The 13,497-nt window shown below is 29.1% G+C and carries 16 protein-coding genes; 13 read left to right on the plus strand and 3 right to left on the minus strand.

Going from position 1 to position 13,497, the window contains the following annotated elements; translation table 11 throughout:
• Positions 1-33 precede the first annotated feature (33 nt).
• The 5 genes from ACKTTC_RS06895 to ACKTTC_RS06915 are packed head-to-tail and all read left to right on the plus strand — an operon-like array spanning position 34 to position 5,189.
• Positions 34-837, plus strand: coding sequence for a hypothetical protein (locus tag ACKTTC_RS06895; protein ID WP_408039071.1), 804 nt, complete (start codon positions 34-36; stop codon positions 835-837).
• Positions 834-1,631 carry a hypothetical protein gene (locus tag ACKTTC_RS06900; protein WP_408039072.1) on the plus strand — a complete coding sequence of 266 codons (798 nt, stop codon included), beginning with the start codon at positions 834-836 and terminating at the stop codon, positions 1,629-1,631. Before ACKTTC_RS06895 ends, ACKTTC_RS06900 begins: the two co-directional genes overlap by 4 nt.
• The gene (locus tag ACKTTC_RS06905; RefSeq protein WP_408039073.1) at positions 1,610-3,925 is read left to right on the plus strand and encodes a hypothetical protein; all 2,316 of its coding nucleotides are present in this window, start codon (positions 1,610-1,612) and stop codon (positions 3,923-3,925) included. The genes ACKTTC_RS06900 and ACKTTC_RS06905 overlap by 22 nt, the downstream gene beginning before the upstream one ends.
• 8 nt (positions 3,926-3,933) lie before the next feature.
• The gene (locus ACKTTC_RS06910) at positions 3,934-4,398 is read left to right on the plus strand and encodes a DUF4231 domain-containing protein (protein ID WP_408039074.1); all 465 of its coding nucleotides are present in this window, start codon (positions 3,934-3,936) and stop codon (positions 4,396-4,398) included.
• 59 nt (positions 4,399-4,457) lie between these two features.
• A complete protein-coding gene (locus ACKTTC_RS06915; RefSeq protein ID WP_408039075.1) occupies positions 4,458-5,189 on the plus strand; it encodes a hypothetical protein in 732 nt (243 codons plus the stop codon).
• Between the two features lie 157 nt (positions 5,190-5,346).
• Here ACKTTC_RS06915 and ACKTTC_RS06920 read toward each other — a convergent pair whose 3' ends face one another.
• On the minus strand, positions 5,347-5,739 hold the full coding sequence (locus ACKTTC_RS06920; protein ID WP_408039076.1) for a hypothetical protein: 393 nt from the start codon (positions 5,737-5,739) through the stop codon (positions 5,347-5,349).
• Between the two features lie 197 nt (positions 5,740-5,936).
• On the opposite strand from ACKTTC_RS06920, the gene ACKTTC_RS06925 reads away from it, so the two are divergent.
• From ACKTTC_RS06925 to ACKTTC_RS06945, 5 genes are all read left to right on the plus strand, one after another.
• Entirely contained in the window at positions 5,937-6,875 is a 939-nt protein-coding gene (locus ACKTTC_RS06925; RefSeq protein WP_408039077.1) for a 2-hydroxyacid dehydrogenase, read from the plus strand.
• Between the two features lie 27 nt (positions 6,876-6,902).
• Positions 6,903-7,310 carry a response regulator transcription factor gene (locus ACKTTC_RS06930; protein WP_408039078.1) on the plus strand — a complete coding sequence of 136 codons (408 nt, stop codon included), beginning with the start codon at positions 6,903-6,905 and terminating at the stop codon, positions 7,308-7,310.
• Positions 7,311-7,505: 195 nt separating this feature from the next.
• Positions 7,506-7,967 (plus strand): DUF4199 domain-containing protein, encoded by a 462-nt coding sequence (locus tag ACKTTC_RS06935; protein WP_408039079.1) that lies wholly within the window; start codon positions 7,506-7,508, stop codon positions 7,965-7,967.
• 6 nt (positions 7,968-7,973) lie between these two features.
• Positions 7,974-8,429 carry a DUF1801 domain-containing protein gene (locus ACKTTC_RS06940; RefSeq protein WP_408039080.1) on the plus strand — a complete coding sequence of 152 codons (456 nt, stop codon included), beginning with the start codon at positions 7,974-7,976 and terminating at the stop codon, positions 8,427-8,429.
• The gene (locus ACKTTC_RS06945) at positions 8,426-8,815 is read left to right on the plus strand and encodes a VOC family protein (protein WP_408039081.1); all 390 of its coding nucleotides are present in this window, start codon (positions 8,426-8,428) and stop codon (positions 8,813-8,815) included. Before ACKTTC_RS06940 ends, ACKTTC_RS06945 begins: the two co-directional genes overlap by 4 nt.
• Here the strand turns inward: ACKTTC_RS06945 and ACKTTC_RS06950 are convergent.
• Entirely contained in the window at positions 8,810-10,318 is a 1,509-nt protein-coding gene (locus tag ACKTTC_RS06950; protein ID WP_408039082.1) for a hypothetical protein, read from the minus strand. The two genes, ACKTTC_RS06945 and ACKTTC_RS06950, sit on opposite strands and share 6 nt — an antisense overlap.
• A gap of 154 nt (positions 10,319-10,472) precedes the next feature.
• Here ACKTTC_RS06950 and yiaA point away from each other — a divergent pair, with 154 nt between their 5' ends.
• From yiaA to ACKTTC_RS06965, 3 genes are all read left to right on the plus strand, one after another.
• Entirely contained in the window at positions 10,473-10,961 is a 489-nt protein-coding gene (yiaA, locus tag ACKTTC_RS06955; RefSeq protein ID WP_408039083.1) for an inner membrane protein YiaA, read from the plus strand.
• A 115-nt stretch (positions 10,962-11,076) separates the two neighbouring features.
• The gene (locus ACKTTC_RS06960; protein ID WP_408039084.1) at positions 11,077-11,577 is read left to right on the plus strand and encodes a hypothetical protein; all 501 of its coding nucleotides are present in this window, start codon (positions 11,077-11,079) and stop codon (positions 11,575-11,577) included.
• 254 nt (positions 11,578-11,831) lie between these two features.
• The gene (locus ACKTTC_RS06965) at positions 11,832-12,455 is read left to right on the plus strand and encodes a PAS domain-containing protein (protein WP_408039085.1); all 624 of its coding nucleotides are present in this window, start codon (positions 11,832-11,834) and stop codon (positions 12,453-12,455) included.
• Positions 12,456-12,559: 104 nt separating this feature from the next.
• Here ACKTTC_RS06965 and ACKTTC_RS06970 read toward each other — a convergent pair whose 3' ends face one another.
• The gene (locus tag ACKTTC_RS06970; protein WP_408039086.1) at positions 12,560-13,432 is read right to left on the minus strand and encodes an OmpA/MotB family protein; all 873 of its coding nucleotides are present in this window, start codon (positions 13,430-13,432) and stop codon (positions 12,560-12,562) included.
• Between the last annotated feature and the right edge of the window lie 65 nt (positions 13,433-13,497).

Consider the following 13,497-nt stretch of genomic DNA (forward strand, 5'->3'; position numbering starts at 1 on the left):
TTGTATTTTCCCTAAAAATAGTGCTAAAAAAGAATGAGAACATTTAAAGATATCATTGATGATTACAAAAACAACAATGACATAGAAGGAGATTTATTACCATTTTGTCATACAACAAAATATCATGTTTTATTTAAGTATATTATAACAGATAATAATTATCTTATAGCTCAAAGAGGATGTGAATATCATGACGATGAGAAACTTATTTTTTTATTCTATGGTAAATCTGCTTACTTCCCCCCTAAAGACCAAATAGACAAGTATGATAAAGATCCTCCTGTTACATTATTGTATAAGGATTTAGATCTAAAAGAAAATATTAAAAGACTGTGCTGTTTTGATTCAGGCGCGTATCTTAATGGTAGATTTAATTTTGAAAATCCAGGCGCCCCAGAACCGGTTAAAATGCTACAAAATTTTATTGTAGAAAACCCGAAAAAAGAAGATATCATTGCTGGTGTAAAAGCATTGTATCAAAACAATGAAAATTATTTAAAAAGTGAGTTCACACCTCATTATGATGTAGAAAAAAAACAATTTTGTTTGTGTCTAACCACTATAAACGACATACATAAAAACAGGAACGAAAGTTATACTGAATATGGACCGCAAGCATTTACTTTTGAAATACAAATTCAAGATCAAGTAACAGCAAAACCTGATGTTGTTTTTTTACCAGAAAGTAAAGCGAGAGATGAAGAAACGATTTTAGGATGGAGTGAATATTTCCCAGGAACAGAGATCATTACTTATAAACACGATCAGTTTACACATATTCACACAGCATATCATTTCATGAGAGAAAAGGTTATTAATTACAAGGATAGAAGATGAAAGTTTACGGAATAAAAAAAGAATTTAAAAAAGAAAATCGCTTTGCTCCTGTAATATTTAAATCAGGGAAAGATTTTTACACTCAAAAAACAAAAAATGAATTTCAGTTCTTTTTTGAACCTGAAGAAATTCCAGAAGATCAAATTTTGAAAATTCCGAATGGAAATGAGTACGATGCTAATTTTAGTAGTTGTATTTATGGTTTTTTTGATAATAACCAAAACGTCATTTGCGGTACACAACAAGAGATCTTTGATTATTTATTTACTAAAATGGATGAAATAGATGATCGATTAGTAAAATTAAAAATTTCTCGTATCCTCAATTTAAATGGTAAAACAAAGAAGCTTGAAATTGATAGAGATTTATACTTCAAACAAAAAAACATTAATATCAATTTTGATGATCAAACAAAGTTTGTTTCTATTCAAGATTTATCTCAAGACACAAAAAAACTATTGAATAGCACCATAGATCGGTATTCAAAAAAAATACACGACAATGAAGATTTAAACTGGAATCATATTATCCTTTCTGAACCTAATGAACACAACAATTTATACTTAGATAGATTTCGCTTCCGTCTTTCTGAAGTATTTGACTTGCTCATTAAAACAGACCATAATAAAGACTTAACCAAAAATTTAATTGAAAGACACAACACCATAGTGAGTTTTAACATTGAAAATAAACTTGCTCGTTTAGACACTATAGAAGAAGCAGATGACGCGCATATAAAAAGCATTGTAGACTATGTTAAAAATAAAAATAAATGGAAAGAGAAACACTTTTAGATTTTTATACATCTAGCGAATTACAAATTGTTAAATCTGATCTTCAGGAACATTATAAAGGCATTAACAGTGTTTATGTTATAGATACTTTTGATGTAATTAATTATACGCTTCCATTTATTAATAAAAACTCTTTTCACAAGGATTCGAAATTAGCTTTAACAACCATTTTCTATGAAAATGTGTTTTCGATTTACAAAGATTTCGATATTATTCTTGCAGATGAATACCGAGAAGAGCTTTCTAATATTGTAGAAGGATTTCAAATGAAAATAACCAATTTCTCTTCTATTAGAAACAGGTTATTAACCTTTATTGAAGAATCTATTTCTTCTAATGATGTAAAAATTAACAAAGAACTTTTTTACAATGAATTTGAATTAATTATTGTACTCTATATTTTTATTGAAAAAGGGAAAAATTTATTCGATCGATTTAATGATTTTATAGAATCATTAAACATTCACGATTTTGTGTCTAACAAAGTTAAAAATAGTGAGCTGATACTCGATGCATTTAGAAACAACCAACCAACAGAACTTACCAATAAATTACTAGAGCTATTTGCTGATTCTCAAAAATATAAACTAGCTTCGTTAAATAGTGATTATGAGCGTTATTGTTATTTAGATAATACCTACAGAGATATTTCTGTTATAGATCGTGTGTATAATATAAATCGTGAAATTAAAGAGGAAAATACTCGAGTAAAATATCTTTCTTCTACGCCACAAAAAACAAATGAAATAATTAAGCTTTTAAGAAAAGCTACTAACGATACTAATTGCTCTTTTAATAGAAATATTAATCAGGTATTTTTATTAAAATATTTAATTGAAAAATCGGATAATGAACAAGAGTCTATTGACAATATAAACACGTTAATAGATATTAAAGAGGTAGAAAAAAATATTTCTCAAGAACAAAACAACACTTCTTTTTTAGAGTCTATTAATAATTCTTTAGAATCGTTTAAAAAAGACATTACCAATTCGTATGTTTTCGATTCTTATACACATTACGATACGTTATTTAAAACCTTTATTAACAACGAAGATGTTTCTAAAAGAGATTTGCTGAGTATTAAGAGTATAATTGAAAAAATTGACGATAATATTCCAACAAAGTTATTGACTGACAAATTAAGTTCTAGACTTAAATTCAGCCAGGTACTTACATTATCTCATAAATTAAATGACTCTCTAAAACCAACCTCAATTTTTATAAATACGGGAGACGATATTATTAGAAATATATTTCATCATCTACCCTATTTAATTTTTTGCGACCTTCAAAATGAACCTACTATAAATGAGTTTTATCATTTCTTAAATTCAATTTCTAATAGTTCTGAACCTGTTGGTGCTTCTTCTAAAAGCTTCAAAAAAGAAATTGATCATATTTTAAGTCATTTGTCTTATCGAAAAATGACCTTGTCTCAACAAAACATTGATTTTCTAATCTTGTCTTTCCTGAATTTAGTAATGGAAACCAAATCGGAACACACAGATGAAAATCAGTTAATAGAATTAATAGAAAGTCAAGTAGTTATTTTAAATAATGCTAAAATTAGTTTTGAAAAAAGTGAAGGCAAAGTTGAGGTAGTTAAAAATAACGACAAACACATAGACGATTTTAACTATATGCTACTTTGGTTATACAGAAGAACGCAACAATATGACAAAAGTGAACAAATTATAGATAGGAACACCAACTATAAAGATTCTTACAGGTTTATACATGGTTTAGCCCTTACAAAGCATGCAAAAGCATATGATTATATAGATGCAAAAGATTTCCTATTAGCTATAGAAACACTACAAAAGTCTAAAAAACTATTAGCTAGTGCTTTTGAACATTATCAAGAAGTAACAGTTAATAATAAGAATCTTAGAAAGTTAGTTATCAAACAAAAAATAGGGATTCTAAATACTTTTATAGATGCTAACTTAAGAATTATTGAAGTTACTGATACACTGAATATCAAGCACATTAAACAGTCTAGAGATCATTTAAATATTATTAAAAAGCAAATTGAAATAGAGTTACCTGAAATTGAATATCAAACACTGGAAACTATAAATCATACAGAATCTGAATTAGAATACTATGAAGCACTGTTACATTACGAAAATGGAGATTTTTTAGACTCCATAACGAAACTAAATTACACTGTTGACAGACTAAAAATTGTTACAAAAAGTAAAACTTTGTTAGAAGATCGATTTAAAAATATTGAGAAAAAAGTAAGTAGTTTACGATATAAAAATTTAATTGCATTGAAAATAATTTAAAATAAGCCATGGAATATACAGATAAAGAACTAAGAGAGAAAATAGCATTTCTTCAAGAAGAAATTAATATTCATATTGAAAAATTCTCAAAAAAAAGAAAGGACAATAAATACAAAGCTAGGAACTTTCATGTAGTTATTACAATTGCTAGTGCCATTAGCACTGTTATATTAGGTTTTGATTTTGCTGGCTTCGATGCAATTACATTCATTAGTAATCAAACAAAAAACATTGCGCTAATGATTTCATCTTTTATTACAGTAATTAGTACCTACAATACTTTTTTCGATCATAAAAGTTTATGGGTGAATTATACAAATACTCGAAATAGATTATTCGATTTAAGATTTGACATTAATTTCTATTTAAAAGGAAAAGAAAAAATTGACCCTGAAGAAATTGAAGCATTTAAAGAGCGTTACAGAGATATATTACACATGCTCAACGAAAAATGGTCTAAACTTAGAGGGTAATAAAAACTAAATGACAAGTTGTATTAGTTAAAAAACAGCTCCATTAAATTGCATCTATTATGAAAAAAATAATATCACTAATCTTCATTACAATACTATTCTCATCTTGCAGTAAATCAAACCCAAGAATTAATGTTGTTGAAGAAAAAAATTTAACTCAAACTCAAATAGATTCTATTATGGATGAATATAATTTCATCTATGATGATTTAGCTTTTATTGATAGCACTAATCAAGTTCTATTCCCAATTACTACGCAAAAAAGTTACGATAGGTCTAGCTATGGCAGATATAGTAAATATGAAACTGAAGATTACCCTAGGTATTGGAATATTTTATTCTATAATAGTTCAACTGGCAAAACTAACTTACTAACAAAATCAAAAGTACGAATCTCTGATTTTAGATTTAAAATAGAGGAATCAGGTCCTATTTTAAGTAATAAAATAATATATAAAATTGGAGACACAGACTACAATCAAGATAAGCGTTTTAACTATAAAGATCCACTTCATTTATTTATTTCAAATATTGATGGAAGTGAATTAACTAGAGTTTCTCCCTTAAATGAAGAGTTAGAGTATTATAAAATTATTCCTAATACAGATAAGATTATATTTCGTACAATAAGAGATGTGAATGGTGACTTACGTTTTAATAAAGAAGACGAACTCATATGGTACCAAATTGACTTATCTATTCCTAATTCTCTAAAAGAGATTATAAATACTTCTGACAGAAAATTAATCGAAAAACTTTATTTTGAACAATGGCTTGTTAAGAAAAAGTAAACTAAAACTATCCTAAAAACATAACTGATAATAATTCATGAATGAAGTTTAAAATTCTATGTTATCATTCAAAAATGATTGTCACTTTTCTTTTCTACTTTAAGTGTAACAAATATTTTAAACCCCATTATTCAATTTAAATAATGGGGCTGTTTTCTTATATATTAGAATTTCTTTTCGCCCATAATTCGCCTTCACCTTGGTATCCATCTTGTAACCCCATTTTACCAAAAGCATGACTTAATGTTTTTCCTGTTTCTCCTCCTACACAATTAAAAGAAACATTACCTCCTCCATGGTCTACCATAACCCACTCTTCTCCTTCTCCCTGTATCCCATCTTGTAACCATAATTTATTAAATGCATGGCTTAAATATTTCCCTGTTTCTCCTCCCACACAAGCCAAAGCTACGCGTCCTCCAGATAATTCCTCAAGTATAAAAACTTCACCTTCTCCCTGAACTCCAAATTGAAGCCATACTTTATCAAGTGCATGACTTAAATAATATCCTGTTTCTTTTCCTAGTGCTTCTAATGTAATACGTGACATAATTTTGTTTTTTAAAGTTATACTAAGTTTATTTGTACTGATTTTGTCCTAATAGACTTATTAAAATTCAGAAATAAACTAACTAGGTTTTAAATAAATACCTTAAAGCATATTTAAAAAGTTATAAGTGTCTATTTTCAAATCACAAAAAAGCATTAAACAAACAAAATAAATTTGTTATCTATAACAAAGTACATATGAACATTCTACATCTAGACACAAACCATTCTTTATTAATTAATCAATTAGCAGCAGCTGGATTTATAAATGATGAAGATTATACCTCATCAAAACAAGACATCGAAAACAAAATTCACGAGTATGATGGGATTGTTATTAGAAGTAGGTTTACCATAGACAAGCAATTCTTAGATAAAGCTACAAATCTAAAATTTATTGGTCGTGTTGGTGCTGGTTTAGAAAATATAGATTGTGATTATGCGGCAACTAAAGGGGTTTATTTAATTTCTGCTCCAGAAGGAAATAGAAACGCAGTTGGTGAACATGCATTAGGAATGTTACTTTCTCTTTTTAACAAATTAAATATTGCAGATAAAGAAGTACGAGAAGGGAAATGGTTGCGTGAAGAAAATCGTGGTATTGAATTAGATGGAAAAACTGTTGGCTTAATTGGTTATGGAAATATGGGAAAAGCCTTTGCAAAAAAATTACGAGGTTTTGATGTGGAGGTATTGTGTTACGATATAAAACCAAATATAGGTGATGAAAACTGTACACAAGTTAGCTTAGCAGAGCTACAAGAAAAAGCAGATGTATTAAGCTTACATACTCCACAAACAGCATTAACTATAAATATGGTAAACGAAACGTTTATCAATAATTTTAAAAATCCGTTTTGGTTACTTAATACCGCTAGAGGAAAATCTGTTGTAACAAAAGATTTGGTAGCCGCAATTGAATCTAACAAAGTATTGGGTGCTGGTTTAGATGTTTTAGAATACGAAAAAAAATCTTTCGAAAATTTATTTACTGACTCTAAAATGCCCGAAGCTTTTGAATACTTAATTAAGTCTGATAAAGTAATTCTTTCTCCCCATGTTGCAGGCTGGACAGTTGAAAGTAAAGAGAAGTTGGCGCAAACTATAGTCGATAAAATCAAAAAGAAATTCTGTTAGTTTATCGTTAATTTTTAAATTAGAAACATGAAGAAAACAATTCTTGTTTTTAGTGCTTTAATTATTGCCGTTATACTTTTATTTCAGATTAGTAAATATTCTATACTTTTTGGTGGAATGGAAATAGAACTCGTAATAACTTGTATTGCGATTATCGGTTTTTTTGTTGGAGCATATTTTAACAGAAAGCTAAACAAACCTCAAGAAATTAGTTCCGAAATTAATCATCAGAAAATAAAAGAACTTGAAATTACTTCGAGAGAGTACGAAGTTTTAGAATTAATAGCGAAAGGATTTTCTAATAAGGAAATTGCTTCAACTTTATTTCTATCGGAAAGCACCATTAAAACGCACGTTTCAAATTTGCTAACAAAACTGAATGCAAAACGAAGAACTCAAGCGATTCAAATAGCCAAAGAAATTCATATTTTATAATCTTTAAATACAAAATCACTCCCTTAAAAGACATGAGAATAAAGAACTATTACTTGTAATAGTTTTTCTAAAAGTGTCAGATATTCTTAACTTTATAATATATGATACTTAAGAATGAGTGATTTGGTACTTTAGTATGAGTGCTTATTTTACCCTTCGAACTAGTTTTGTACTATAATTTAAACTCTTTTAATTATGAAAAACGCAATTGTAAAATATGGTTCATACGGAATCTTAACTGGCTTTCTCGTTTTCACATTACATTTAGTTATTGGAATTGATAACTTTGATTACACTACAAATGAAGTTCTAGGATATCTATCCATATTTCTATCCTTATCTTTTATCTACTTTGCAATAAAACATTATAGAGATACTATAAATAATGGAGTAGTATCTTTAGGAAAAGGAATTATAATTGGTGTTTTAATTTCAGTACTTGTAGGAATTGGTATTGGAATAGCAGACTTTATCTATACCAAATATATAAACCCAGACTTCTTTTCGAATTATGAAGAAATGCTTAGAAAACAAGGAAGAGAAGACGAAATAATGGAAATGACAAGTTCTTTTGCTGCTCTGTTTATGATCGTATTAGTTACGATTATTGGATTTATCATATCTTTAGTATCAGCATTATTTCTACAACGTAAATAAAAACACATGAAATACGAAGCAGCTACTCCAGAAGAATATATAGCACAACTTCCAGAAGACAGAAAAGAAGTTGTGGAAAAATTACGAGCTATTATAAAACAAAATTTACCTGAAGGGTTTGAAGAAGGTATTAATTATAACATGTTAGGTTATTATGTTCCTCATAGCATTTATCCGAGCGGTTATCATTGCGATCCTAAACTTCCATTACCTTTTATGAATGTAGCTTCACAGAAAAACTCAGTGAACGTATATCATAGCGGTATTTATGCAATTCCAGAAATTCATGATTGGTTTGTTTCTGAATACCCAAAACATGCCAAACGAAAATTAGACATGGGAAAAAGCTGTATCCGTTTTAAGAAAATGGACGATATTCCTTACGAGCTTATTGCTGAGTTATGCAGAAAAATAACAGTTGATAATTGGATTAAAACATACGAGAAAAACATAAAACGATGAAAAAAGGTAAAGTACTTGGTATAGGTGGTGTTTTCTTTAAAACGAAAGATACAAATGCCACAAAAAATTGGTACAAAAAACATTTAGGATTCAACACAGACGACTGGGGTTGTACTTTTTGGTGGAAAGATAATGAAGGTAAAAAAGCATCTACGCAATGGAGTCCGTTTTCTAAAGACACCGATTATTTTAAACCGTCTGAAAAAGACTTTATGTTTAATTACAGAGTAGAAAATTTGAAAGAACTTTTAGAAGAATTAAAAGCAGAAGGTGTTACTGTAATAGATAAAGTAGAAGAATACAGCTACGGAAAATTTGGCTGGATTATAGATTTAGATGGTAATAAAATAGAACTATGGGAACCTAACGACGACGCTTTTTTATAATTGTTGTGCTTGGGCAATTAAATCTAGTGTAACCTTATACAAAGGCTCTTCTATCATTTTACTTTTTAACCAAGCATAAAAACTCATTACAAAAATATCCTCTTGTTTAGCTCCTATCCATTCAAAAGAATTTTCTACTTTATCAAAAAAAGCTTCTGTAGTAATCGTTGTTGGTTTTCTATAATACGCATCAACGTATTGTAAGAAAATCAGCACACGCTCTTGCTCTATTTCTTTTAAATAAGCTGCAAATTGACGTTTAAAACGTAGCAATCTGCTTTCAAATAAATCTAAATAATCTAACTCTACTAACAACAATAATTCTATCAAACTCTTTTTAATTACCCATTCTTTACCTACTTTTTCGGTATACCAAGCATCTGTATGACGCAGTTTAGATAATAATTTATATGCTTTAGACCATTCATTATTTTGAGCATAAAACACCACTAAACTCAATTGAATATCTAATTCGGAAATAATATCTGAGTGTTTCTTTTTTAAAATCGATTCAAAATACTCAATAGCTAAAGCCTGTTTATGAGTATAATTTAAATTAAGTCCATATAACAACTCATACTTCAGCATAAAAAGACGATGATAAGCACGCTTGTTTTGTAAAATTTCATGTTTCATTAGTTCCAAAAACTCCATCGACTTTTTAAATTGTTTTGTTCTAAACAATGTATTTGCAATCATATACAATACTTGAATATGATAAAACCGTCCTTTTTCTTTGTTTGGATGTTCTTTAAGCAACGCATACATTTCTAACATAAAAGATTCTACTTGCAAATAATCTTTCGTTACAAAGGCAGAAATGCTCGCAATCGTTAATAATTTATATAACGATTTAAACGACATCATTGAATCGATAGTTATTTGTTGCTCATTTAAAATACCAAGTACTAGTTTCTGAAAATCTATAACCGCTCCCTCATGGCTTATTTTACGAAGTATATCTTTAATCTTTGCATATACAATATTGAGTTCTTCTTCTAGAATATAAAATTGCTGGTTTTCTTTAAACTGATGAATCAATTCATCTAAAGACTCTTTTGTGTTTACATCTGCATATTCAATCTTGATATGATAAATTTCATTCAAATAGGCATATAACTGATATTCTTTTGCAATTACTTCTGCTTTATTCAATATTGAAAAACCTAAAGGAAACTGCTTTTGCTGCAAAAAAGATTTCGCAACTAAAATATACTTAATCACAGCTACCTTATCTGTATTCTCTTCTTCTAAGTTTTCAGATGCTAAGAAATTAATCACAGATTCATACAATCTTTTTCGCAAAGCATGGTATGCATCTTTTTTTATTGCCTTTGGATATAACTGTTTACAAACTTCTTCAGAACTCAATTCTCCCTCATATAACAACTTAAAGAGCTCCACATTTTTTACATCTGTACGCCTATTTTTCTTCTGTAAAAAAGTAATGAACTTCTTACAATCTTCTGTAGAAAACGATTTAATTAACTGTTCAACTTTCATTTTTAATCATCAGTTACAAGACTTAATATTACTAATTTTATAGGCATTAAATATACTTTTAAACATTTTAAATCATCAGTTTCATATAAAAATAGTTTTTCTAAATACTCAACCTCTTTGCATTTTTGTCTCGTAATCAATTAAAAAAAGAATTATGGATTATCAAACCACTATTTCAAATAAAGAAGCAACCAAAAAGAAAGAACAAAAGAAAAAACCAACTCTATTTGATCAAAAACCTACTGGAGCTTTTATTGGTGCATCATGGGCCGTATTACTTATCGGGGTAATTTCTTATTGTATTGGCTTATGGAATGCAGCAATGGAATTAAATGAAAAAGGATATTATTTTACAGTATTACTATTCGGAATATTTTCAGTGATCTCTCTTCAAAAAGTTGTTCGAGATCGTTTAGAAGGAATTGAAGTTACAGATATTTATTATGGTATTAGCTGGTTTACTACAGCTATCTCAATTGTTCTATTAATCGTTGGATTATGGAACGCAGATTTAGAATTAAGTGAAAAAGGATTTTATGGGATTGCTTTTATACTAAGTGTATATGCAGCAATCGCTGTACAAAAAAACACACGTGATGTTACTTACATTGATCGAAAACATAATGAAAAGGAGAAAAGTTGATTTTTGATAATTCAATTAGTTTTCTAGTTGATCTGGATGCCCAATAATTAATTTTGTTGGGTATCTTTTTTTATTTTTTAAATTTGAGAGTTATCTAACTTAAAATCAAATTACAATGACTGAAGAAAACCAAAACACAGAAGAACCTACAAACGATGCTGCTGAAAATGTAGAAAACACTACAAACGAAACAACTAAAGATGCAAAAAACACAGCTAAAGAAGCATTAGACAAAGCTATGGATAAAGCTACTCAGATGGCTGGAGAAGCCAAAGAAGCGTTTGACGATGTTGCTGAAAAAGCGGGTGAATATGCAAAAGTCGCTGAAGAAAAAGTTGCAGATTTTGCAGGTGAAGCTGGAGAAAAGTTAGCTGATCTTGCAGACGACGCCAAAGAAGCTTTTGAAGATGCAAAAGAAAAAGTTGCAGAAGTTTTAGCAAGTGAAGAAGCTCAAAATATAAAAGCGAAAGCTAATGCCTTGGCAGATGATGCTAAAGAAGCACTTAGCGATGCTGCTGAAAAAGCTGCAGATTTTGCCGAGGAAGCAAAAGAGGAATTAAAAGACGCCAAAGGCAAAACAAAAAATTTCTTTCAAAAACTATTTGGAAAAAAATAGTGCTGTAAGGTTTCTTTATAGTTAAAATCCTCTGTACTAAAGTGCAAGTTTTTTGATTCATTTTTGAGTTCAAAAAAAGATTTAAAACTATGTTAAGATTACACCTGTAATCCCAATAAAAGACATAGAAACACAAAATATTTACGTAATTTTGACATTCAAATTACACGGGGCAAGTTTTTGGTAGATCGTTACTCTAGATCTATTAAAAACTTGTCCTTTTTTACTCATAAAAACTCAAAACAACTTAAAAAATGGAAAACAAGACAGAAGAAAGACTCGTCTTAAATGAAGAAATCAAATGGGACAAAACCAAAACTATTGTTAGTAAAACAGACACATACGGATCTATTTTATATACCAATGATGCTTTTTGTGAAACTAGTGAATACAGTAAAGTGGAGCTAATAGGCGAGCCTCACAATGTCATTCGACATCCTGATATGCCAAAAGTTACGTTTAAGGTATTGTGGCAAGCTTTAAAGAAAGGAGAAAACTTTCATGCAATTGTTAAAAACCTAACCAAAACGGGGAAGTATTATTGGGTTATTACTGATTTTACTATTGATAAAACTCCAGAAGGTAAAATTAAGGGATACACAGGTAGACGTAAAGCTGTACCTGATAGCGTCGTAGAAAAAATAGCTCCTTTTTACCAAACGTTATTAGAAATTGAACAACAAAAAGGAGAGGAAGCAAGCGAGCTTTACTTTGAAGCTTACTTAAATGAAGAAATAGGAAAAAATTACAATGATTTTGTAGTTGACTTATTTGAAGATGAATTAAAAAAGCAACAACCTGAAAAAGAAAAGGAAAAAGGGTTAAAAATTAAAAAAGGATTAAACTGGTTCTTCTTTAGTAAGTACGAAGGAGAATAAATCTATACAAAAACCGCCCGTTATTAAAATAAGAAACCGCTCTTTAGACATTACACTTCTAAAAGGGCGGTTTCTTATTTTAAAGATATTTCTTTTACAACAAATTAAGGTTGTAATGTTTTTTCTTCTACATCCATTAAACCAAAAAACTTATCTAAGTTTGGTAAAATAACAATACGAGTTCTACGGTTTCTAGCTCTGTTCTTTGCAGAGTTATTTTCTACTAAAGGCATAGAACTACCTCTACCCGCTGCAATTAATCTGTTTGGAGCTACTTTATATTTCTTTTCTAATAAACGTACAATAGATGTAGCTCTCTTTACACTTAAATCCCAGTTATCTTGCACTACTGCATTTCTAATTCCTCTAGAATCTGTATGACCTTCAATCATTACATCCATACTAGGCTCAGAATTAATTACGTTAGCTAATTGCTGAATTAACTTATACGCTTTTCTTTTTACTTTATAACTTGCTGTATTAAATAATAACTTATCTGAAACAGAAATCATTACTACTGTTTGATCAATATCTACATTGATATCATCAGAATTTTCTAAATCTGAAGTATTAATCGATTTTTTTAAGTTGTGAGCAATAGCAACATCCATAGAATCTTTTAGCGTTTTTGCATTCGCTAATTCTGCTGGATCAACCTTTGCTAGAGTCGCTCTCATTTTTTCTTTCATAGAATTAGAAATAACAGCTGTGTTTCCTATCATATCTAATTTCACATTGTTTTCCTCTTGTAAAGTTGAATTGTAGTTTTTAAGTGAATTTATTTTTTCATTATAGTTTTCAACTCTCTTTTCAATTTTCGCAAACTTTGCTTCTAGCTCTTGTTTTTCAAGAGTAGTCTTTTGCAAGTTACCTTTTGTATCTTGATACTGTTGCTCTAAAGCAAGATACTTTTTCTTTGAGACACATGAGCTCATTACGAGAGCTGACATGCTTAGGAGGATTATAGTTTTTCTCATTTTTAATAATTTTGATTGATTTGCTTACTTAACGAGTGAACCACTATAATTATTGTAATAAAAAA

This window comes from Tenacibaculum amylolyticum, assembly GCF_964511145.1.
GTDB lineage: Bacteria > Bacteroidota > Bacteroidia > Flavobacteriales > Flavobacteriaceae > Polaribacter > Polaribacter amylolyticum.